The following is a 21973-nucleotide window of genomic DNA, read 5'->3' as shown; positions in this document are numbered from 1 at the left end:
AGTCACGAACTGTCGGCGCCTGGCCAGTTTCGCGAGCGTGCAAACGCGGTGTGCTCCCTGTTCGGGCGGTGCGCTGCAGGTCAGGACAGATGTCGGGGCTTACGACACCGCAGAACATATCGGTGACTCGTTCATTCCTGCCGGACCGTGCCGGGGCTTTCGCCCGGCCGGGTTTCCCGGGCCGCAATTCTGTCTCGATCGAATTCCCCATCCTGCAACATGCCGGCACAAACCGGCCTTCGCGCGGCGCCCCTGCCCGCGGCAGCGGATCGTTATCCGCAGCCCGGCGGGCGATGGCCGCCGCGCCCATGGAAAATCCCTATGGCCAACAAGATGCTCATCGACGCCACCCACCCGGAGGAGACCCGGGTCGTGGTGGTCCGCGGGTCCCGCGTCGAGGAATTTGATTTCGAGTCCGCCAGCCGCAAGCCACTGCGGGGCAATATCTACCTGGCGAAAGTGACCCGCGTGGAGCCTTCACTCCAGGCAGCCTTCGTGGAATATGGCGGCAACCGCCATGGCTTCCTCGCCTTCTCGGAAATTCACCCGGACTATTACCAGATCCCGATGGCCGATCGGCAGGCGCTGATCGCAGAGGAAGCGCGCGCCGACCGCGAGGAAGAGCGCGACGAGGAGAAGCGCGAGAAGCGCGGTGGTCGCCGTGATCGCGGACGGCGCGGCGATCGTGATGGTCGCGCCAAGAAGGCGCACAATGACGAGACCGTCAGCGCCGATGCGGAGGTCACCGATCTCGTCGAGACCGCCGATGGGGTGCATGTAGAGACCGACGGCAAGGAAGCCGCGATGGTCAACGAGGGCGCTCCCGCCTTCGGTGAATTCTTTGCGCCCGCCGTCGCCGAATCCAGCGACGAGGCTGTGGTCGAGAACGCAGCGCCCCTGACCTTCGAGACCGTGGAAGCCGAGGCGGCCGAATCGGACGAAGGCGAGACCGCGCAGGACGAGGCTCGCAGCCCGGCCGAGAACGACGAGAGCGGCGAAGACCACGAGGACGCAGGCGAAGACGGCGCCCATGAGGAGCCCGAGCAGCTCGGTGGCGGCGACGCCCTGGACGACATCTCCGAGCGGCCGCAGCGCCATTCGCGTCGCCAGTATAAGATTCAGGAGGTGATCAAGCGTCGCCAGATCATCCTGGTCCAGGTCGTCAAGGAAGAGCGCGGCAACAAGGGCGCGGCGCTCACCACCTACCTGTCGCTCGCCGGCCGCTATTCCGTGCTCATGCCCAACACCGGCAAGGGCGGCGGCATCTCGCGCAAGATCACCAATGCCGAGGACCGCAAGCGCCTCAAGGAAGTCGCATCCGAGCTGGAGGTGCCCGAGGGGATGGGCATCATCCTCCGGACCGCCGGGGCGTCGCGAACGAAAGTCGAGATCAAGCGCGACTACGAATACCTGATGCGAATGTGGGAGAGCGTACGCGAGCTCACGCTCGGTTCGGTCGCGCCGTCGCTGGTCTATGAGGAGGGCAACCTCGTCAAGCGCTCGATCCGCGACCTCTACAACAAGGATATCGACGAGGTTCACGTCGCCGGCGACGCGGCTTACCGCGAAGCCAAGGACTTCATGCGCATGCTCATGCCCGGGCAGTCCAAGAGCGTGAAGAGCTATCGCGAGCAGACCCCGCTCTTCGCCGCCTTCGGCGTGGAGAGCCAGCTCGACGCGATGTTCTCCAACACCGTGACCCTGAAGTCCGGCGGCTACATCGTCATCAACCAGACCGAGGCGCTGGTCGCGATCGACATCAACTCCGGACGCTCGACCCGCGAGCACAACATCGAGGACACCGCCCTCAAGACCAACCTCGAAGCGGCGGAGGAGATCTCCCGCCAGTTGCGCCTGCGCGACCTTGCCGGCCTCATCGTGATCGATTTCATTGACATGGAGGAGAACCGCAACAATCGCGCGGTCGAGAAGAAGCTGAAGGACTGCCTCAAGGACGACCGCGCCCGGATCCAGGTCGGCCGCATCTCGGCATTCGGCCTGCTCGAGATGTCGCGCCAGCGCATCCGCACCGGCGTGCTCGAGAGCTCCTCCGTGCCCTGCCCGCACTGCGCCGGCGCCGGCATGATGCGCTCGGCCGCTTCGGTCTCGCTGCAGATCCTGCGCGCGCTCGAGGAGAACCTGATCAAGGGCGCCTCGCACAACCTCAATGTCCGTACCCGGCCTGAGGTCGCGCTCTATGTCCTGAACCAGAAGCGCGCGCATCTGAGCGAGCTCGAGACCCGCTTCGCGATCTCGATCAGCATCGCGGTGGACGCCACGCTGCTCGGCACCCGCTATTTCGAAGTCGAGCGCGGCGAGTTCGTCGGCAATGAGGGCAGGATCGTTCCGTCGACCTTCAAGGCCGAGGCGCTTCCGGCTGACCTCGAGGATGAGGCGCTCGATGCCGCGGCCGAGGCCGAGGCGCTCGATGCCGAGACCGTGCCTGCCGAAGTTGTGGCCGGCGAGGAAACTGCCGAGCAGGCCGAGGCCGGTGAGGCGCGTGGCGATGGTGGGCGCAAGCGTCGTCGTCGGCGTCGTCGTCGGCGTGGCGGCGAGCGTGACGCCAATGGCGTGCGGCTCGACGGCGGCAGCGACAGCGAAGGCGACGACGAGAGCGAAGACGGCGAGGAGGACGGCGACGAGACCGCCGCCGCGCCCGCCCCGACCGAGGACGAGGCCGCTGTTGCGCAGGCTCCGGACGTCGCGGCGGAAGCCGTCGCTGCCGAGCCCGTCGCCGAGGTTGCCGCAGAAGCCGAGGACGCCAAGCCGCGTCGTGGCCGTCGTGGCGGTGGACGCAAGCCCAAGGCCGGCGCCGAAGCTCCGGCCGAGGTCGAGGTCGAGGTCGCGGCTCCCGCGGTGATCGCCGAGACAGTCGCGGAAGCGGTCGAGGCCGCCCCGGCCGCGGCCGAGGAGACCGCTCCCGCTGTCAAGCCCAAGCGCACGCGCGCTCCCCGCAAGAAGGCCGTGACCGTGACAGAGGATGCCGAGGCCGTTGCAACCCCGGAGCCCTCGGAGCCGGCGCCCGCAGCGCCTGAGCCCGTCGCAGCCGCTCCGGAGCCCGAGCCTGCCCCTGAGCCTGCTCCCCGCGTCGTCGAGGAGCCGGTGGCGGTAGTTCTGACCCCGCCCGATCCGGACCGCCCGAAGCGCGGCGGCTGGTGGAACAAGCTGGCTGGACGAAGCTGAAAATCAGGCCGCTGCGGGACACCGCAGCGGCCTTTTTCTTTCTGGGTGCTATGCGGCAGGTGACCTGACGTCCCGGCGGCCTTCGCTGTGCGGACAGCCGGGCGCGTGGACGGATCTGAAATGTGCACAGATCCGCGCTGTCGATACTGACGCCGCACCACGCCTCCGGATGCAACGCGGAACCTCGTCCGGACAGGGGACATTCCCGCGCCGGTGCTTCCGGATATAGGCGAAGGAGATGGGCTCGTCCGGGAGCCCGCTGGCCGTCTACCTGCAAAGGGTGCAATTCAGAACGGGTAGCGCAACGACAGGGCGCTGAGACACGTATTCGCGGAAGTCCTCGAGTCCACGTTGGAGAATCCGAGGCCAGGCGCGCCGCCGCCCAGCCGGCCAACGGCGTCTTACACCGGCGCGAGCGGGCTCGGCGGCGGCACGGTCGATATCGCGGCTGCCGCACTATTGGCGTCGCCGCCTCGCACGGTGACGGCGTTCGAGGCGAACGGAACCTTCGCCTCGTTCAGCGCACGGTAGATCCGCTTCAGCGCCTCGCGCTGCACGCCGGAAGCCTGGTTGGGCTTGGCGGTGAATTTCAGCCGGACCACGACCGCACTGTCCGTAATGTCGGCGACGCCCTGCATCTTCAGCGGCGCGATGAAATGCGGGCCGAACTCCGGGTCCTCCATCATCGCGATGCCAGTCTTCTTGATGGTCTTGCGGGCGACCTCGATATCGGCGGAGTGGTCGAGCCTGACGTTGAACTTGACGGTGGCCCAGTCGCGGCTGGAATTCGTCAGCGACGCGATCTGGCCGAACGGGACGGTGTGGATCTGCCCGCTCTGATGCCGCAACTGCACCGAGCGCAACGAGATCTTCTCGACCGTTCCCTTGAGCCGGCCGTTATCGACGTATTCGCCGACGCGGAAGGCGTCCTCCAGCATGAAGAAGAAGCCGGAGACGATGTCGCGCACGAGAGCCTGCGACCCGAACGAAATGGCGAGACCGAGGATACCGAACCCGGCGAGCAGCGGCCCGATATCGACGCCCATGCGCGAGAGCACGACGAGTGCTGTGAGCCCGATCACGGCGCTGAGCACGACGCCGCGCAGCACGGGCAGCACCGTGGCCAGCCGCGACGGAACGCTCTCCTCATGCGGCGTATCCTCGTCCCCAGGCATGATCGTCTTGGGCTTGGGGGTATAGGCATCGAAGAAGGCGCGCAGGAACACGAGTGCCACCCAGCCGCCGAAGCCAAGGAAGGCGATGCCGCTGGCCTGCCGGGTGAAGTCGGCAAACTGGGTCGAGCTCACGCCGAGCAGGAACCCCGCCCAGAGGCTCGCCATGAGATAGAGGCTGCCGGCCCAGATAAGTCCTCCGGCGCCGGCCCGGATCGCGCGCTGGAAGGCGCTTGCGAGCGGGGTCGGCTCGACCAGCGCAGCCCGATGCGCATGGCGGCACGCCAGAAGGCTGGTCACGCCAACCGCAAGGATCGGAGCGAGCACGATGATCAACTGCGTCAGTCCCGCGGCCTCGGTCCAGCGTCCGCCCCCGGCCATCATCGGCGCCGCCCGCCCGACAGCCCAGATATCGATGGCGCTCGTGATATAGAACCAGGGCGTGATCGCGGCCAGAATCCGGAGGCCGGGTCCCGGTACATCCTGATAGCGCAGGACAAGCGCGGTCAGGTCGTGGCGCGCATTGAAAAACCACCACACCTTGAAAATCGTAATGCCGAGGCTTGTGACGGCGAAAAAGCCGGCAAAAGCCTCGGGACTTGTGACCCGCTGCGCCAGCAAGGCGCTCGAAACCACCAGGGGCGTGGCGATGCCATAGAGCGTGAGCAGGAAAAAGTGTCGCTCGGCCCGCGGCAGCGGCAGCAGCCGGCGCTCCGGGACCCCGGGCGCAAGCAGGAAGCGACCAACCGCGATATAGGCAGCGCCGATCGCGGCGCCGTTGCCCACGGTCCTGAACGTGATCAACGCAAGGTCGTCGGCCGGGAGCCAGTATCCTCGCATGGTGCGACCGACCGCCAGCAGCACCGCGATGCAGGCGAGGTCCTGCAACAGACCGAAAGACGATGCGATCAGCCGGGGCGTGAACTCCGTGCCCTTCGGCACGAGCCGGCGCGCGAACCAGCCAGCCGTGGCGCGCCGGAAGATAAAAGCGGCGCCAAAGGCGATGGCGAGGCAGGCCAGCACGCGCGCTGCGGCGGAGGCTCCCGTGCTGCCGTTGATATTCTGGGCCCAGGCCCGGCTCCAGTCAGCCGGGAGGTCGACGATACGCGGAATCGCCGCGTTGCCGTGATCAAACCCGGCGACGAAGTGCTCCCAGATCATCTCGAGACGCGATCCTGCCATGGTCGGCGGCGGGACCGGGGCGGTCGCCTCGGACGCATCCGATGTCGCGGCCGCAGGCGCAGCAGGAGCGGCATGGACCTTGGGCTCTGCCAGCCTGACCTCGACCTTGCGGCCACCGACGGCAAGGGCGTCGACGAGCTTGCGGATGGCCTCCGGTGTCTCGTCGCCGCGCAGTGTCAGCGTCAGCGGCGCGTCCGTCTGTGCCGCTGCCTCAAGCGGAGCGAGCCAGCTTAGTGCGGCGAAAACCAGAGCCGCAATGCGTCTCGGTATTGCTGCGCGTTGGCGCCAGCCAGGGCCGTCCTGCATCCTCGTTCTCCGCCCTGCCGATCCCAACCCGGTGTTGCTTGTCAGGAGAATGCGGACGCCGCGCCGCCCTTGGCAAGCACCGCCTGTCAGCGCCGTTTCAGCCAGCTGCCGAGGCGCGAAACCGCGTCTTCGCATTCCGCCAGCGATCCGGCGAAGGACAGCCTGACTGTGCGCGCGCCGCGTGCCTCGTCGAAATCCAGCCCGGGCGTGATGGCGACCCCGGCTTCATTGAGAGCGCTTCGGCAGAAGGCCATGGAATCGTTCGAATACCGGCCGATGTCGAGATAGATGTAGAAGGCTCCGTCGACAGGCAGGAAGTCGCCTAGCCCGATCTCCGGCAGCGCCTTCAGCAGAAAGGCGCGGTTCTCGGCGTAGCCGGCCTTGATCGCCTCGCATTCCTCTACGGCGTCGAAGGCCGCCTCACCCGCCACCTGGCTGAGATAGGGAACGGAGATTGAAAGGTTCTGCTGCAGCCGCTCGATCGTGCGGACCATGCGCTGCGGCACCACGAGCCAGCCGACTCGCCAGCCGGTCATGCAGTAATATTTTGAGAACGAGTTCACGATGATCGCATCGTCGTCAGCCGAGAGTGCGGTCGTCGCGGGCGTCTCGTAGGTCAGTCCGTGGTAGATCTCGTCCGAGATGTACCAGAGGCCGAGCCGTCGGCATTCGGACGCAACCGCGGCGATCGCCTCGGGAGCCATCACCACGCCGGTGGGGTTGGCCGGGCTCATCGTCAGCACGCCGGCAAGCGGCGCCTCTGCATGGGCTTTGGCAATGAGCTCAGGCGTCAGCGCAAAGCGCGTATCGGGCCCCACCTCGATCGCCACGGGCTCGAGCCCGAGCGCGATCAGGATGTTGCGGTAGGCGGGATAGCCCGGCGCGGTGATCGCGACCCGCGCGCCCGGCTCGAAGCAGGCCAGGAATGCCAGGATAAATCCGCCCGACGAGCCTGTGGTGACCACGATGCGCTCGGCCGCCACGCTGACGCCATAGCTCTCGCGATAATGCCTGGCGATGCGGTCCCTCAGCGAATCCGTGCCCAGCGCCTGGGTGTATCCGATGCGGCCATGCTCGAGCGCGGCCGATGCGGCGGCACGGATCGAGGCGGGGGTCGGCGCGGAGGGCTGGCCGACTTCCATGTGGACGACCGAGCCTCCACTGCGCTCGATCGCAGCCGCCTGGTTCATGACATCCATCACGATGAAGGGGGATACGCGCTCGGCGCGTGCGGCGAGCGCGGGGATCTGGAGGGCGGGCGGCAGGGTGGAGGTCATGTCAAAATCCGTATCGCTCGGCAAAATGGCGCCGGCGGCTTTGCCCTAGAGCATCATGCCGAAAAGCGGAAACCGGTTTTTGCGTATCGCCCTGCCCGCGACTCGGGCGTCGCCGAGCACCGCGGTGGCAAAGCTGTGATTTGACGCCGGCCCTATGAGAGTCGAGAACCCGAGCAACGACGTTGCGCCAGGACATGCCGGCGCGCGACCCCGAAAGGATGACGAGATGGCCATTTCGACCCTGCCCCGCTGGGCGCTGTCAGCTTTGCGACATGCCGGCACGGGCATCGCGACGCTTGGTCTCGCCGCAATGCTGTCGGCCGCGGTCGCGCCCGCCTCCGCTCAGTCCCTGACGCCGGAACAGCGCAAGGCCGTGACCGACATCGTGCGCGAAACCCTGTTGAAGAACCCCGAGATCATCCAGGAAGCGATGATCGAGCTTGAGCGTCGCAATGCTGTTGCCCAGGCCGATGCACAGCGCAATGCCGTCACCGCGGAGCAGGCCCGACTCATCGATCCCGCGACCTCGGTGATCGTCGGCAACCCGCAGGGCGACGTTACCCTCGTCGAGTTCATGGATTACAATTGCGGCTTCTGCAAAAGGGCGATGGAGGATATTCGCGCTATCGCCAAGGACGACCCGCGCCTCAAGATCGTGATCAAGGACTTTCCGATCCTTGGGCCCGATTCGGTCGAGGCCAGCCGCGTCGCTCTTGCCGTTCGCGGCCAGCTCCAGGGCGCGAAGTACTTTGACTTCCACACCAAGCTGATGGCGGTCAAGGGACGCGTCAACGGCGCCAAGGCACTGGAAATCGCCAAGGAATTCGGCGCCGATGTCGAGCGCGCCAAGAAGGATGTCGAATCCGCCGCGACCCGTGGCGCGATCGAGGACACCGTCGCGCTGGGTGACCGGCTCGGCCTGACGGGAACGCCCGCCTTCATTATCGGCGATGAGGTCGTCTTTGGTGCTGTCGGCCAGGCCGCGCTGAAGCAGAAGATCGAGTCCGTCCGCAAATGCGGCAAGGCGACCTGCAGCGGCTGAGCCCGTTTCTATACGACTTTGACCGGCCTGCAGGCTTCCCCTGCGGGCCGGCAGCGTTTATGAGAGCGGCGTCTGCCGCCCTCGCGCGGTGCCGGATCAGCTAGCGCCTATGGTCGCCGTCCACGTCCTCAACGGACCCAATCTCAATCTCCTCGGAACCCGCGAACCCGCCACCTATGGCGCGGTGACGCTGGCTGGCGTAGAAGAACGCCTGAAGGCCAAGGCGAATGCCGCCGGTGTCGAGCTGACGTTTCGCCAGACCAACTATGAAGGCGAGCTTGTGACCTTCATCCAGGAGGCAGGCCTCGCCGGCGCCGGTATCGTGATCAATGCGGGCGCCTATACCCACACTTCGGTCGCCCTGCGCGATGCCATCAAGGGCACCGATGCTCTGGCGATCGAGGTTCATGTCTCGAATGTCCATGCCCGCGAGGAATTCCGGCACCATTCCTATATGGCTCCGGTGTGCGTCGGCGTGATCTGCGGCTTCGGCGTCGCCAGCTATGACCTTGCTTTCGACGCGATCGTGCCGCTTCTCCAGAAGCGCGCGGCCAAGTCCGCAGCCTGAATTCGCTCTATTCAATCGTGAGCGCGTCGAGCGCTCCTGTCCAAGACTACGAAGACGGTGAAACCGCCATGGCAATCAAAAGCCCTATCGATCCTGAACTTGTTCGCGAACTCGCTCAATTGCTGAACGAGACCGATCTGACAGAGATCGAAGTCGAGAAGGGTGATTTGCGCGTGCGCGTCGCCCGTACCATCACGGCAACCGTTCAGGTGCCGCAGGCTGTCGCTGCGCCGGTCATGGCCGCAGCGTCCGCTGCCATCGCCGCTCCCACCGAAGGCAAGGCGGCTGCCGCCCATCCCGGCGCCGTTCCCTCGCCGATGGTCGGCACCGCCTATCGCCGCCCCTCCCCGGACGCCAAGCCTTTCGTCGAGATCGGCAGTGTCGTGAAGGCCGGTGACCGCGTGCTCCTGGTCGAGGCCATGAAGACCTTCAACGACATCGTCGCGCCCCGTGCCGGCAAGATCGTCGCGATCATGGTCGAGGACGGCCAGCCCGTCGAATACGGCGAGCCGCTGCTGGTGATCGAGTGAGCGCGGCCGGAGCACTGGACGCAGGCAACTTCAAGATGTTCGACAAGATCCTGATCGCCAACCGGGGTGAGATCGCGCTGCGGGTCCTGCGCGCAGCGAAGGAACTCGGCATCGCCACCGTCGCGGTCCACTCGACTGCCGACGCCAACGCCATGCATGTGCGCCTCGCCGACGAGAGCGTCTGCATCGGTCCGCCATCGGCGCGCGAGAGCTATCTCAACATCCCAGCCTTGATCGCCGCATGCGAGATCACCGGCGCCGATGCGGTTCATCCCGGCTACGGTTTTCTCTCCGAGAACGCCCGCTTTGCCGAGATCCTGGAACGCCACAACATCACGTTCATCGGTCCCAAGGCCGAGCACATCCGCAGCATGGGCGACAAGATCGAAGCCAAGCGCACCGCCAAGGCGCTCGGCATCCCCTGCGTGCCGGGTTCCGAAGGCGGCGTCACGGATGATGACGAAGCCCTGCGCATTGCCGCCGAGATCGGTTTCCCCGTCATCATCAAGGCAGCGTCGGGCGGCGGCGGCAAGGGCATGAAGGTCGTCCGCGAGGCCGAAGAGATGTCGGTTGCGCTCTCGACCGCCCGCACCGAGGCCAAGGCCAATTTCGGCGACGACGCCGTCTACATCGAGAAGTATCTCGAGAAGCCGCGCCATATCGAGATCCAAGTGCTCGGCGACGGCAAGGGCCACGCCATCCATCTCGGCGAGCGCGACTGCTCGCTGCAGAGGCGCCACCAGAAGGTCTGGGAGGAAGGTCCCTCACCCGCACTGAACGCCGGCGAGCGCGACAAGATCGGCAATATCTGCGCCGCTGCGATGGCCAAGCTGGGCTATCTCGGCGCCGGTACGATCGAGTTCCTCTACGAGGATGGCGAGTTCTACTTCATCGAGATGAACACGCGCATCCAGGTTGAGCATCCCGTCACCGAGATGATCACCGGCATCGACCTCGTCAACGAGCAGATCCGGATCGCAGCGGGTGCGCCGCTCTCGATCCAGCAGAAGGATGTGGTGATCGAGGGCCATGCCATCGAATGCCGCGTCAATGCCGAGCATCACGCGACGTTCCGCCCGTCGCCCGGCAAGATCGCCTCGTTCCATACGCCTGGTGGCCTCGGCGTACGCGTCGATTCGGCTGTCTATCAGGGCTACATCATCCCGCCTCATTACGACTCGCTGGTCGGCAAGCTGATCGTCCACGGTCGCAACCGGGCAGAATGCCTGATGCGCCTGCGCCGCTCGCTCGACGAGTTCGTCGTCGACGGCGTCGACACCACGCTACCGCTGTTCCGCACGCTGGTGCGCAACCCCGACATCCTGAACGGCGACTACAACATTCACTGGCTCGAGAAATTTCTCGCGGCCGGCGGAATGAGCGAAGCCGACGAATCCTGACACGCGCCGCTCCGTCATGGCCGGCTCCGACCCGGCCATGACGGTGAACGATGAACGGGTCTGGACGCATCTTGCCAGCCAGGTGCCGCATTGACGCGTCACCGTTTGACTTGGCGACGCAGCCGCGCTCCCATCCGATCATGAAAGCTCGATCCGTGCCCGTCCGCTCGCCGGTGATCACGCCCGAGGTCATGCTGCGGGCCTATGCCGCCGGCATTTTTCCGATGGCCGACAGCGCCGACGATCCCAGCCTGTTCTGGGTCGAGCCGGAATTGCGCGGCGTCATCCCGCTCGACCGTTTCCATCTGGCCTCGCGCCTGGCTCGCACGGTGCGCTCGGACAGATTCGAGATCAGGGTCGATACCGATTTCGACGCGGTCATAGCGGCCTGCGCCGAATCCAAGCCCGACAGGCCCGAGACCTGGATCAACGGCCGCATTCGCGAGATCTTCCGCGAGCTCTTTCGATTGGGCCATGTGCACACCGTGGAATGCTGGCGCGAGGGCCAACTCGTCGGCGGGCTCTATGGCCTGTCGCTAGGCTGCGCCTTCTTCGGCGAGAGCATGTTCCACCGCGAGACCGACGCATCGAAGGTCGCGCTGGTCCATCTCGTGGCCCGTCTGAGGCGCGGCGGCTATTGCCTGCTCGACGCGCAGTTCCAGACCAGTCACCTCGCCCAGTTCGGCACGCTGGAAGTGCCGCGTGCGGCCTATCAGGGACTGCTCGAACGCGCCACCGCGCGCAACGCGCAATGGTGGTCCTGGCCGAAGGGCGAGCCGGTCACCGGTGTGCAGGCGCTGGCCGAACTCACTGCGGGCTGATCAGCGACTGCCGCCGGCCGGATCGGGCGCGCCGCGACCTGTCGGATTGGTCGGGAAGAAGCGCTGGCTCGGAGCCTGGCGCGGTGCCACGGGCACGCCCTGCGGCGGCTGGACATCGATGCGCCCGCCTGGAGCAACCGGCTGCTGGCTGGCATCGCGCGGCGGTGTCGTGCGCGGCCGGCGCGGCTCTTCTGCAGGCATGGGAGCCTCGGGCTCCTTGGGATCGACGACGAGTTCGGTGCCCCCCTTGCAGTCGGTCAGCCAGACATCATAGATCGCATGCTCGACGCCATGCAGACCGGGGCTGGAGGCGTACATCCAGCCCGTAAAGATGCGACGGTACTCGTTGTTGAAGGTGACTTCGTCGACTTCGGTGAAGGCGTCGGTCTGCGGCGCCTCGGTCGGCGGCCGGCTCCAGCAGACGCGAGGCGTGATCTGCAGTGCGCCGAACTGCACGGTCTCGTCGACCGCCACCTCGAACGAGATGATCCGCCCGGTGATCTTGTCGAGCCCGGCGAAGACGGCCGTGGGATTGCGAATGCGATCGGCCATGGCGGGGCCGGTCAGCGCAAGTGAGAGCAGCGTGGCGGAAACCAGCCCTTTCAGGGCGGCAATGCGGAGAGGCGTCGGCATGCGGCTTGCGAATCTCTTCAAAGCGCGGCCGAACCGCGACGGCGCGCAGTAACACGCAAAACGCAGCGGAAAAAGGGCATTGCCGGTATGGCAGCGATCCGCAGGGCGGATCAGCGCCCCGGCGTCCAGGCGTCGTAGTCGCCGGTTGCCGCCGGGCGCTCGCCAGACGCCAGCGTGGAGCCCTGCGGCCGGTAGGCCAGCGCAGTGCCGGTCCAGTTCTGCTGGTGCGGCTGCTGCCACTCGCGCGGCTTGTAGCTTTCCTCAGACGGCGCGACATCGACTGTGTGGTGCAGCCAGCCATTCCAGCCGGCCGGGATCTTGGAGGCCTCTGTATCGCCGTTATAGACGACCCAGCGGCGCTGGATTCCGAGCGCCTTGTCCTTCACGCCACCCTTGGTGCGATAGTAGACATTGCCGAACTCGTCGGCGCCGACGCGCTCGCCGAAGCGCCAGGTGTGGAAACGAGTGCCAATGGTCTGGCCGTTCCACCATGTAAAGATCTGCAGCAAGGTCTGCTTCATCACGATCATCCGCGTCGGGCGAGTTCGCGCGACTTATGGCCCCCGCGTGCGAGGCTGTCCAGCCTCAACGAAAAGCCGGCTGTCGCAGGCCACCCGCCGTCGGTGGCGCGGGGCCGGTCCCCTGCGGCCCATCGCAACGGACCAGTGTCATCACCGCCAGCACGCCAGGATCCGCAGCCTGAATCTGGCGCGTCTTCTTGTTGCGCACGATCACGTTGGTGGGATGCACCCGGCTTGCCTGAGCTATCAGCGTGGCCGCGACCTCGAGGTCCTCGGGCCTGAGTTCGATGCCTTTGCGTGCGCCCAGATGGCTGGATGTCACGAGCCGCGCCGCCGGGCTCAACTCCATGAGGAGATGAGCCGTCGCGCCGGATACCTTGGCGGAGGTGAAGCTCAGTCCGTCGATCGGCATCCCGCTCGCCGCGATGCCACTCTTGTTGATCGTGATGATGGGCCCCTGGCAGCCCCCCAGCGCGGAGGCCCATTTCCCGGCAAAGGCTGGAGCAAGCGGCTCCGGCTCCATGCAACCGGCGAGCAGGATCGGTGCAATCACAGCCAGGCGTCTCATGAAAGGCCACCACTTCCGAGCCAGGAAAGACAAGGATGCCATTCACTCGTTAAGGCCGGGTGTGTCCGCGCTGTAACATCCCGGCCATTCGCCGGGGCCCGAACACGATTCGACGATGGGCAGAAAGGCATAGCCGACTACGCGAAGGTCCCATGAATTCAAGGCCTTGCCGCAGTGGGCGAAGAGAGAGCTTATACAAGCCGGCAGCCTGGCCTACGGGTAAGCGGATTGGCCGGCCTTTGATCGAATTGATTGCGGCGCCACTGTGGCAATCGCGCCATGCGTCTGGATTCGGCTTGCAATTCCCAAGGCTTAGCACCGGCCTTGCAACTTATCCCCATAACTCACACCTTCTACCAGATGTCGTGTCCACAGGCTTCATGGCGCACTAATCCTTGACGCAGAAGCGCAATCGGCGCTAGATTTTGGCCATCGCATGACGGCCGGCGGCACCCCCTCTGGATGAACGCGAGACCCTAGTTTCCAGAGTGTTCCGGGCCTGCCCTGCATCCGCGCCAAGCGCGGAGGCGAACGGGATTGCGCGGGCATTTTGGGCGTGACCGGGCCCATAGGCGGGGCGACACCGTCGAGGACTCACAGGGCATCGAACCGAGTTTGGACTGACATCAGGAGCCGGTGATCAACCGGCCGCGCGGGATCTCCACCCGCGGCGATCTTAAGGGACGACAGATCATGCGCATCGAGCGCCGCTACACCTCCGCAGGCCAGTCACCTTACGCCGCAATTCCGTTCCGATCCGCCGTCAGCGAAATCCGCAATCCCGACGGCTCGATCGTGTTCCGGCTCGAGGGCATCGAGGTGCCGGAGGCGTGGTCGCAGGTCGCCAGCGACGTGCTCGCGCAAAAGTACTTCCGCAAGGCTGGCGTTCCCGCGGCCCTGAAGAAGGTCGAGGAGAACGACGTCCCCTCCTTCCTGTGGCGCTCCGTGCCCGACGAGGCGGCGCTTGCGGCCGTGCCGGAGAAGGAGCGCTTCGCATCCGAAATCTCCTCCAAGCAGGTGTTCGACCGGCTCGCCGGCTGCTGGACCTACTGGGGCTGGAAGGGCGGCTATTTCTCCTCGGAGGAAGATGCAGCCGCGTTCCATGACGAATTGCGCTTCATGCTGGCGACCCAGCGCGTCGCTCCGAACTCGCCGCAATGGTTCAACACCGGCCTGCACTGGGCCTACGGCATCGACGGCCCCAGCCAGGGCCATTTCTACGTCGACTTCAAGACCGGCAAGCTGGTGAAGTCGAAGTCGAGCTATGAGCACCCGCAGCCCCATGCCTGCTTCATCCAGGGCGTGCAGGACGATCTCGTCAACGACGGCGGCATCATGGACCTGTGGGTCCGCGAAGCCCGTCTGTTCAAATACGGCTCGGGCACCGGCTCGAATTTCTCGATGCTGCGCGGCGAAGGCGAAAAGCTCGCCGGCGGCGGCCGCTCGTCTGGCCTGATGTCCTTCCTCAAGATCGGTGACCGCGCCGCCGGCGCGATCAAGTCGGGCGGCACCACGCGTCGCGCCGCCAAGATGGTCGTCGTCGATGTCGACCACCCCGATATCGAGACCTATATCGACTGGAAGGTGCGCGAGGAGCAGAAGGTCGCGGCTCTCGTGACCGGCTCCAAGGTCGTCCAGAAGCACATGAAGGCCGTGATGAAGGCCTGCGTGAACTGCGAGGGCGACGGCGATTCCTGCTTCGATCCCGAGAAGAACCCGGCGCTGAAGCGCGAGGTCAAGCTGGCCCGCAAGGCGATGGTCCCCGACAACTACATCAAGCGGGTCATCCAGTTCGCCAAGCAGGGCTACACCGACATCAAGTTCGATGTGTACGACACCGACTGGGACTCGGAAGCCTACCTCACCGTCTCCGGGCAGAACTCGAACAACTCGGTCTCGCTGACCGACGACTTCCTGCGCGCCGTGGAAACCGATGCCGAGTGGAACCTGACCGCCCGCACCACCGGCAAGGTCATGAAGACGCTCAAGGCTCGCGACCTCTGGGAGAAGATCGGCTACGCCGCCTGGGCCTCGGCCGATCCGGGCCTGCATTTCAACACGACGATGAACGACTGGCACACCTGCCCCGCCTCGGGCCGGATCCGGGCGTCAAACCCGTGCTCGGAATACATGTTCCTCGACGACACCGCCTGCAACCTGGCCTCCGCCAACCTGCTGCAGTTCTACGATCGCGAGACGAAAGCCTTCGACGTCGCAGCCTATGAGCATCTCTGCCGGCTCTGGACCGTCGTGCTCGAAGTCTCGGTGACCATGGCGCAGTTCCCGAGCCGCGAGATCGCCGAACTCTCCTATGAGTACCGCACGCTGGGCCTCGGCTACGCCAATATCGGCGGCCTGCTGATGACCATGGGCCTCGGCTACGACAGCGACGAGGGCCGCGCCTTGTCAGGCGCCCTCACCGCGATCATGACCGGCGTGTCCTATGCGACCTCGGCCGAAATGGCTGGCGAACTCGGGCCCTTCCCAGGCTACAAGAAGAACGCCAGCCACATGCTGCGCGTCATCCGCAATCATCGCAACGCTGCCCATGGCCAGGCCACGGGCTATGAGAACCTGCAGGTCACGCCGGTGCCGCTCGACCATGGCACGTTGGCCCGCCTCGGCGGCACCAGCGAGCTGATGTCCGAGCGCGCCCGCATCGTCTGGGACGAGGCGCTGAACCTCGGCAAGATGTACGGCTACCGCAACGCCCAGACGACCGTGATCGCGCCGACCGGCACGATCGGCCTCGTCATGGATTGCGACACGACCGGCATCGAGCCCGACTTCGCGCTGGTTAAATTCAAGAAGCTCGCCGGCGGCGGCTACTGGAAGATCATCAACCGCGCCGTGCCCGACGCGCTGCGGGCRCTCGGCTATCGCGAGCACGAGATCGCCGAGATCGAAGCCTACGCTGTCGGCCACGGCTCGATGGCCCAGGCTCCCGGCGTCAACCATGGTTCGCTCCGCGCGAAGGGGTTCCCGCAGGACAAGATCGACGCCGTCGAGAAGGACCTCAAGGCCGCCTTCGACATCAAGTTCGTCTTCAACAAGTGGACGCTGGGCGAGGATTTCCTGATCAACGTCCTGAAGGTGCCCGCCGAGAAGCTGGCCGAGCCGACCTTCGAGCTGCTGCCGTTCCTCGGCTTCAGCAAGGCCGAGGTCGAGGCCGCCAACGTCCATGTCTGCGGCGCCATGACCCTCGAGGGCGCCCCGCACCTGAAGGTCGAGCATTACAGCGTCTTCGACTGCGCCAATCCCTGCGGACGGATCGGCAAGCGCTATCTCTCGGTCGAGAGCCACATCCGGATGATGGCGGCAGCTCAGCCCTTCATCTCGGGCGCGATCTCGAAGACCATCAACATGCCCAACGATGCCACGGTCGAGGACTGCAAGAGCGCCTACATGCTCTCGTGGAAGCTGGCGCTGAAGGCCAATGCTCTCTACCGCGACGGCTCCAAACTCTCGCAGCCGCTGAACTCGGCGCTGATCTCGGACGATGACGACGAGGAGGATGCGGTCGAGGCGCTGCTCCAGCAGCCGATGGCTGCGCGGGCCACGCAGATCGCCGAGAAGATCGTCGAGCGCATCGTCGAGAAGGTCGTGCGCGAGCGCGAAAAGATGCCCTCGCGCCGCACCGGCTACATCCAGAAGGCGGTCGTCGGTGGCCACAAGGTCTACGTCCACACCGGCGAATATGCCGATGGCCGCCTCGGCGAGATCTTCATCGACATGCACAAGGAAGGCGCCGCCTTCCGCGCGATGATGAACAATTTTGCCATCGCGGTGTCGCTGGGCCTGCAATACGGCGTGCCGCTTGAGGAATATGTCGAGGCCTTCACCTTCACGCGCTTCGAGCCCTCGGGCTTCGTGCAGGGCAACCAGTCGATCAAGAACGCGACCTCGATCCTCGACTACGTCTTCCGCGAGCTGGCGATCAGCTATCTCGGCCGGCACGACCTCGCTCATATCGATCCCAGCGAGATCGGTCATGACGTGATCGGCGGCGGCGTCGGTCAGGACAAGGCGCCCGAGTTGGTCACGCCGATCACCACCTCGCCGCTGGCCTCGACGGGTTTCCGCCGCGGCAAGCCGATGAACTTCCACTCGATCCAGGGCGGCGGCACTCCCGCCAACCTCGACACAGTGGGGCGCGGCGGCTCGAACGTGAAGGCCCTGGCGACAGCCGGCGCGACCGCGCTGAAGGAAGAGCCGGAGGCGTTTGGCGAAGCCCAGATGGACAAGCTCGGCTTCGCTGCGCCGGCAGCCCAGCCATCGGCTTCAGAACGCCGCGCCGAGGCGATCATGAAGGGCTATGTCGGCGACAGCTGCGGCGAGTGCGGAAACTTCACGCTGGTGCGCAATGGCACCTGCCTGAAATGCAACACCTGCGGTTCAACGACCGGGTGCTCTTGAGGTCTTCAGACGGTTCATGGAACACCGCGGCGTAGCATTGCTCCCACGATCGTAGCGGCGGTTTCACGATCCTACTCACGTCGCCCGGCCCTGCCGGGCGACGTTTCATTTTCGGCAACACGGTTCCGTTAGATGAACGTCAGAAGCCAATATTGGCTAGCGTGTTCAGTGCTGTAGGTCGCTCTATTCAAGGGCTGATTCGGCTAGGCGGTAACGCGGCGGCTTAAGCGGAATGGCCATTCCGTCAGCCGACATTGGCACTACGGCAGCATGGCGTTTGCCCGCCCCCCCCCCGATGCGCTGGCTCAGCTATTTCACATGTGGTGAATGGGATCGCCCCAGACCGGAGGCTGAACGGCGCTAGCAGATATGATGTCAGGTTGCTGCCGGCGTGCCCTGTCTAGGCCAGCATCCTGGTATCGCCACAGACCGAGATCTCCTGGCCCGAAATCGTCTTGCCGAAGGGCGAGGCCAGAAAGACGATCTGTTTTGCGATGTCGTTGGGGTCGACGAACTGCTTGATCGAGACGCCGGCGAAGAGGCGCTGTGTCATTTCCTCATGCGAAACATTGAAGCTGCGCGCCTTGTTGGCGATAACGCTCTGGATACGCGGACCCTCGACAAGGCCCGGGCAGATCGCGTTGGCCCGGATGCCGAACTCCCCTAGCTCTGCCGCGAGCGCCTTGGTGAAGCCGATCACGCCCCACTTCGCCGCGCCATAGGGCGAGCGCAATGGGAAGCCGTGCTTGCCGGCCTGGCTGGAGAGGTTGATGATCGAGGCGTTCCCGGACTGCTTCAGGTGCTGAACGGCCAGCCGGGTGCAGTTGAACTGCCCTGTCAGGTCGATCGCCACGCAGCTGTCCCAATCGGCGGGGTCGATCTCGTCGACGCGGCCCGTGGGGCCGGCGATGCCGGCGTTGTTGACGAGGCAGTCGAGCCCGCCGAGCGCGACCAGGGCCTCCTCCATCAATCGCGATACGGCCGCCCTATCCGAGACATCGCAGACCGACTGCGTCATTCCAGGATCGCTTTGAGCCATCTGGGCGAGCGCGTCAGTGTCGACGTCACAGATGTGCACCCTCGCGCCTTCGGCCGCGAAAGCGCGTGCCGTTGCTCGGCCGATTCCGCCCGCGCCGGCCGTCACCAGCACGCGCAAGCCCGATATCTGCAGGTCCATCGCTTCTCTCCCCTCGGAATTCAGATTTCGGTCCGCTCGGCCAGGCGGCCGGTGCTCTCGACATGGGCGGCGGCGAACGTGATGTCGCGCTCCAGGGCTTGGCGTGCGGCCGGCGCATCGCGCGCGCTCAAGGCCTCGACGAGGCTGGCATGGGCCTGCACGGCGCTGCCACCCTTCAGCCGCATCGGCTCATGGCGCATGTCGAGGTTGAGGATTGGCCCCGCCTTGAGCCAGAGCCGCTCGATCATCTCGACCAGCGAGGGCATGTTCGTCGCCTCGTAGAGAGCGAAGTGAAGGTCGCGGTTGGCGGCGACGCTGTCGGCGGCGCGCGGCGGCTCCGCGTCGGCTGCCTCGCGGAAGATCGCCTCATGGGCGGCGATGCGCGCGATCTGCTCGGGGCTCGCGACGCGGGCGGCCTCCTCCGCAGCAAAGCCCTCGAGGACGAGGCGCAGGCGCGTCAGCTCGCGAAACTGCTCTAGCGTGAGAATGGGGACCCGCACCGCTCGCCCCGGCAGCACCTCGAGCGCCCGGTCGGCGGCGAGCCGGCTGACCGCTTCGCGCACTGGCATCATGGAGACGCCGAGCGCCTCGGCGACGCGCCGCAGCGAAAGCTTGTCACCGGGAGCCAACTGCCCTGCGACGAGGCGCGCACGCAGCTCCATGGTGACGCGGTCGCCCAGCGTCTCGCGGGCCAGCAGCCCGACATCGTCCAACGCGGCCAGGGCGCGTGGTTTCATCTCGGGGGCAGTTGCTTCCCGCGACTGGACTGTGGGCAAGGGCTGGACAGGTGCAGTCATGTCTGCCAACCTAACTGTGATCACAGATCACGACAAGCGGCATAAGACCGTGTGACAGCCTTAGCCGACGCCCCAATGGCGCGGACTGTTCTGGGAGGAACGCAATGGCAGAGATCTTCAAGACCACGCGGATTTCGCGCCGTCAGGCCCTTGTGGGGCTGGGCGCAGCTACGGGGCTCATCGCGAGCCCCTCGATCATCCTGGCGCAGACGCCCGACGCTGTCCGGTTCGGACACCTGACCCCGCGCACCGGCTTCCTCGGCCCGCTCGGCGAATACGGCGTCATGGCCGTCGACCTGGCGGTGGAGGAAATCAACGCCGCCGGCGGCATCAATGGCCGCAAGCTCGAGGCGCTGAAGGAAGACTCGGTCAATCCGCAGACCGCCTCGACCAAGGCCGAGCGCATGTTCGAGCGCGACAAGGTCGCCTGCATCATCGGCGAGATCTCGTCGGCCTCGTGCCTGACGATTTCGCAGGTCGCGGCGCGCAACAAGATGCTTTTCGTCAACACCGGCGGCAATTCCGACGCCCTGCGCGGCGAAAGCTGCAACCGCTACATGTTCCATGTCGAGCACCAGAACTCGATGTATGTGAAGAGCACCGGCCGCTCGCTGCTGGCGCAGGGGCTGGTAAAGGGCAAGAAGTGGTTCTCGCTCACCGCCGACTATGCCTTCGGCCATGACCTCAGCAAGGTCGCCAAGCGCTTCATGGAGGCCAATGGCGGCCAGTTCGCCGCCGACAAACTGGTCCCCACCGACGCGACCGACTTCTCGGCGCTGCTGATCGAGATCCGGGCCGCCAAGCCCGACCTGGTGATCTCCAACCTCGCCGGCAACCAGATCACCAACTTCCTGAAGCAATATGCGGAGTTCGGCCTGACCTTCCCGGTCGCGGGGTTTGGCTTCGACACCGCGCTCGCCTGGGCCGCCGGCAAGGACAATTTCGGCGGCATCTGGCCCTGCGTCTGGCACCACCTGATCGACACTCCCGGCAGCAAGGCTTTCGTCGCCGCCTTCACGAAGAAGTATGGCAAGCCGCCCGAGAACCAGGCCTGGGGCGACTACATGGCCGTGAAGATCATGGCGCAGTCGATGAACGAGCTGAAATCGACCGAGACCGACAAGATCCTCGCGCATTGGGAGAAGGGCGCGAAGTTCGATGTGCTCAAGGGCCGCGAGGGCTATTTCCGCGCCTCCGATCACCAGCTGATCAGCGAGATGTACACGATCACCGCCCTGCCCGCCGCGCAGGTCAAGAACCAGTGGGATCTCTTCACCTCCTCGCCGCCCGTGCCGGGCCCCAACGAGAACATGGAAGTCATCGCAACCAGCGGTGACGAGGCGGTCTGCAAGATGAGCTGACGGCTCGTTGGTCATTCTCGGGCGGCGCGGGGCGCCGACCCGAGGATCTCCTGACTGGAAGACACTGGTTTCCGAGGTGGTCGGGTCAAGCCCGACCATGACGGGATCGCCTCCCGCGTACTCCGAAAAGGGCCGCCCTCTTGCTCACCCTCTTCATCCAGCAAGTGCTGAACGGACTGCTCGACGGGGTCTATTACCTCCTGATCGCGCTGGGCCTCTCGCTGATCTTCTCGCTGGGCGGGATCGTCAACCTGGCGCATGGCGCCTTCTATGCGATCGGCGCCTATCTCACGATCGTGCTCGCACCCCATATCGGCTTTGGTGGCGCCATGATCGCATCGCCGGTGCTGGTCGCGCTGATCGGCATCGTCATCGAGCGCGGCCTGTTCCAGCGCTTCTATCGCTCGGACCCGATCCTCTCGCTGCTCCTGACCTTCGGTCTCGCCATGGTCGCCGAGCAGTCGTTGCGCATGATTTTTGGTGCGCCACCGCTGTCCTTCTCGATCCCGCCTGCCCTGCGCGGCCAGATCTTCATCGGCGACTTCATCTATTCGCGCTATCGGGCGATGCTGCTGCTCATCGCGGCGGGCTGCGTGCTCGGCCTCTGGTTCCTGCTGCAGCGCACGGCCTTCGGCCGCGTGGTCCGCGCCGGCGTCCAGAATCCCGACATGGTCGGCGCGCTCGGCATCTCGCTCCAGCCCTACATGGTCGCGGTCGCCGGAATCGGCATCGGGCTGGCGGGGCTCGCCGGCGTACTGCTGGCGCCGATCTATTCGATCCACCCGGCCATGGGCCAGGAGATCATCACCCCCGCCTTCGTCGTCGTCGTCATCGGCGGCCTCGGCTCCTTCTGGGGTGTCGTGGTCGCGGCCCTGATGGTGGGCGTGGTCAAGGGCATCACCATCGGGCTCGGCTACACGCAATGGTCCACGGCCGTGATCTACCTGATGATGCTGCTCGTCCTGCTGTTCCGGCCTCGCGGCCTGTTCGGCGAACGTATCCAGCGGTTCGAGTGAGCG

At 65.7% G+C, this 21973-nt stretch carries 16 protein-coding genes; 9 read left to right on the top strand and 7 right to left on the bottom strand.

Features of this window, described 5'->3' with window-relative positions; genetic code table 11:
- Nucleotides 1-321 precede the first annotated feature (321 nt).
- Nucleotides 322-3183 carry an Rne/Rng family ribonuclease gene (locus AC1D2L_RS11085; RefSeq protein ID WP_476845927.1) on the top strand — a complete coding sequence of 954 codons (2862 nt, stop codon included), beginning with the start codon at nucleotides 322-324 and terminating at the stop codon, nucleotides 3181-3183.
- 401 nt (nucleotides 3184-3584) lie between these two features.
- Here AC1D2L_RS11085 and AC1D2L_RS11080 read toward each other — a convergent pair whose 3' ends face one another.
- Complete coding sequence (locus tag AC1D2L_RS11080; RefSeq protein WP_476845926.1) at nucleotides 3585-5843, bottom strand: mechanosensitive ion channel family protein; 2259 nt, start codon at nucleotides 5841-5843, stop codon at nucleotides 3585-3587.
- 86 nt (nucleotides 5844-5929) lie between these two features.
- Entirely contained in the window at nucleotides 5930-7120 is a 1191-nt protein-coding gene (locus AC1D2L_RS11075) for a pyridoxal phosphate-dependent aminotransferase (RefSeq protein WP_476845925.1), read from the bottom strand.
- Between the two features lie 226 nt (nucleotides 7121-7346).
- Between AC1D2L_RS11075 and AC1D2L_RS11070 the strand changes: the two genes are divergently transcribed.
- The 5 genes from AC1D2L_RS11070 (at nucleotide 7347) to aat (ending at nucleotide 11481) form a co-directional block, all read left to right on the top strand.
- A complete protein-coding gene (locus tag AC1D2L_RS11070) occupies nucleotides 7347-8162 on the top strand; it encodes a DsbA family protein (protein ID WP_476845924.1) in 816 nt (271 codons plus the stop codon).
- Nucleotides 8163-8271: 109 nt separating this feature from the next.
- Nucleotides 8272-8730 carry a type II 3-dehydroquinate dehydratase gene (aroQ, locus tag AC1D2L_RS11065; RefSeq protein ID WP_476845923.1) on the top strand — a complete coding sequence of 153 codons (459 nt, stop codon included), beginning with the start codon at nucleotides 8272-8274 and terminating at the stop codon, nucleotides 8728-8730.
- A gap of 68 nt (nucleotides 8731-8798) precedes the next feature.
- Nucleotides 8799-9260, top strand: coding sequence for an acetyl-CoA carboxylase biotin carboxyl carrier protein (accB, locus tag AC1D2L_RS11060; RefSeq protein WP_476845922.1), 462 nt, complete (start codon nucleotides 8799-8801; stop codon nucleotides 9258-9260).
- A 35-nt stretch (nucleotides 9261-9295) separates the two neighbouring features.
- Entirely contained in the window at nucleotides 9296-10660 is a 1365-nt protein-coding gene (gene accC / locus AC1D2L_RS11055; protein ID WP_476846259.1) for an acetyl-CoA carboxylase biotin carboxylase subunit, read from the top strand.
- A gap of 191 nt (nucleotides 10661-10851) precedes the next feature.
- Nucleotides 10852-11481, top strand: a complete 630-nt coding sequence (gene aat, locus AC1D2L_RS11050) for a leucyl/phenylalanyl-tRNA--protein transferase (RefSeq protein WP_476846258.1) — start codon at nucleotides 10852-10854, stop codon at nucleotides 11479-11481.
- Here aat and AC1D2L_RS11045 read toward each other — a convergent pair whose 3' ends face one another.
- The 3 genes from AC1D2L_RS11045 to AC1D2L_RS11035 form a co-directional block, all read right to left on the bottom strand.
- Complete coding sequence (locus AC1D2L_RS11045) at nucleotides 11482-12114, bottom strand: DUF2155 domain-containing protein (RefSeq protein ID WP_476845921.1); 633 nt, start codon at nucleotides 12112-12114, stop codon at nucleotides 11482-11484.
- Nucleotides 12115-12224: 110 nt separating this feature from the next.
- Nucleotides 12225-12635 (bottom strand): NADH:ubiquinone oxidoreductase subunit NDUFA12, encoded by a 411-nt coding sequence (locus tag AC1D2L_RS11040; RefSeq protein WP_476845920.1) that lies wholly within the window; start codon nucleotides 12633-12635, stop codon nucleotides 12225-12227.
- A gap of 64 nt (nucleotides 12636-12699) precedes the next feature.
- Nucleotides 12700-13203: a hypothetical protein gene (locus tag AC1D2L_RS11035; RefSeq protein ID WP_476845919.1), complete on the bottom strand. Its 504-nt coding sequence runs from the start codon at nucleotides 13201-13203 to the stop codon at nucleotides 12700-12702.
- 693 nt (nucleotides 13204-13896) lie between these two features.
- Between AC1D2L_RS11035 and AC1D2L_RS11030 the strand changes: the two genes are divergently transcribed.
- Nucleotides 13897-17619 (top strand): vitamin B12-dependent ribonucleotide reductase, encoded by a 3723-nt coding sequence (locus tag AC1D2L_RS11030; RefSeq protein WP_476845918.1) that lies wholly within the window; start codon nucleotides 13897-13899, stop codon nucleotides 17617-17619.
- Nucleotides 17620-18019: 400 nt separating this feature from the next.
- Here AC1D2L_RS11030 and AC1D2L_RS11025 read toward each other — a convergent pair whose 3' ends face one another.
- Both AC1D2L_RS11025 and AC1D2L_RS11020 read right to left on the bottom strand, forming a co-directional pair.
- Nucleotides 18020-18796 carry an SDR family oxidoreductase gene (locus AC1D2L_RS11025; RefSeq protein ID WP_476845917.1) on the bottom strand — a complete coding sequence of 259 codons (777 nt, stop codon included), beginning with the start codon at nucleotides 18794-18796 and terminating at the stop codon, nucleotides 18020-18022.
- A gap of 20 nt (nucleotides 18797-18816) precedes the next feature.
- Nucleotides 18817-19593: a GntR family transcriptional regulator gene (locus AC1D2L_RS11020; RefSeq protein ID WP_476845916.1), complete on the bottom strand. Its 777-nt coding sequence runs from the start codon at nucleotides 19591-19593 to the stop codon at nucleotides 18817-18819.
- 104 nt (nucleotides 19594-19697) lie between these two features.
- On the opposite strand from AC1D2L_RS11020, the gene AC1D2L_RS11015 reads away from it, so the two are divergent.
- Both AC1D2L_RS11015 and AC1D2L_RS11010 read left to right on the top strand, forming a co-directional pair.
- Complete coding sequence (locus AC1D2L_RS11015; RefSeq protein WP_476845915.1) at nucleotides 19698-20954, top strand: ABC transporter substrate-binding protein; 1257 nt, start codon at nucleotides 19698-19700, stop codon at nucleotides 20952-20954.
- 140 nt (nucleotides 20955-21094) lie between these two features.
- Entirely contained in the window at nucleotides 21095-21970 is an 876-nt protein-coding gene (locus AC1D2L_RS11010; protein WP_476845914.1) for a branched-chain amino acid ABC transporter permease, read from the top strand.
- Nucleotides 21971-21973 lie beyond the last annotated feature (3 nt).

The sequence above is a fragment of the Allobosea sp. P1_B10 genome, assembly GCF_056406735.1.
Note: the sequence above shows the minus strand (reverse complement) of the source record. Positions and strands in the feature narration are given on the sequence as shown.

Bases quoted from the DNA above. Each gene is read 5' to 3' on its own strand.
- AC1D2L_RS11085 (WP_476845927.1), top strand. From the start codon at position 322: ATGGCCAACAAGATGCTCATCGACGCCACCCACCCGGAGGAGACCCGG.
- AC1D2L_RS11080 (WP_476845926.1), bottom strand. From the start codon at position 5,843: ATGCAGGACGGCCCTGGCTGGCGCCAACGCGCAGCAATACCGAGACGC.
- AC1D2L_RS11075 (WP_476845925.1), bottom strand. From the start codon at position 7,120: ATGACCTCCACCCTGCCGCCCGCCCTCCAGATCCCCGCGCTCGCCGCA.
- AC1D2L_RS11070 (WP_476845924.1), top strand. From the start codon at position 7,347: ATGGCCATTTCGACCCTGCCCCGCTGGGCGCTGTCAGCTTTGCGACAT.
- aroQ (WP_476845923.1), top strand. From the start codon at position 8,272: ATGGTCGCCGTCCACGTCCTCAACGGACCCAATCTCAATCTCCTCGGA.
- accB (WP_476845922.1), top strand. From the start codon at position 8,799: ATGGCAATCAAAAGCCCTATCGATCCTGAACTTGTTCGCGAACTCGCT.
- accC (WP_476846259.1), top strand. From the start codon at position 9,296: ATGTTCGACAAGATCCTGATCGCCAACCGGGGTGAGATCGCGCTGCGG.
- aat (WP_476846258.1), top strand. From the start codon at position 10,852: ATGCTGCGGGCCTATGCCGCCGGCATTTTTCCGATGGCCGACAGCGCC.
- AC1D2L_RS11045 (WP_476845921.1), bottom strand. From the start codon at position 12,114: ATGCCGACGCCTCTCCGCATTGCCGCCCTGAAAGGGCTGGTTTCCGCC.
- AC1D2L_RS11040 (WP_476845920.1), bottom strand. From the start codon at position 12,635: ATGAAGCAGACCTTGCTGCAGATCTTTACATGGTGGAACGGCCAGACC.
- AC1D2L_RS11035 (WP_476845919.1), bottom strand. From the start codon at position 13,203: ATGAGACGCCTGGCTGTGATTGCACCGATCCTGCTCGCCGGTTGCATG.
- AC1D2L_RS11025 (WP_476845917.1), bottom strand. From the start codon at position 18,796: ATGGACCTGCAGATATCGGGCTTGCGCGTGCTGGTGACGGCCGGCGCG.
- AC1D2L_RS11020 (WP_476845916.1), bottom strand. From the start codon at position 19,593: ATGACTGCACCTGTCCAGCCCTTGCCCACAGTCCAGTCGCGGGAAGCA.
- AC1D2L_RS11015 (WP_476845915.1), top strand. From the start codon at position 19,698: ATGGCAGAGATCTTCAAGACCACGCGGATTTCGCGCCGTCAGGCCCTT.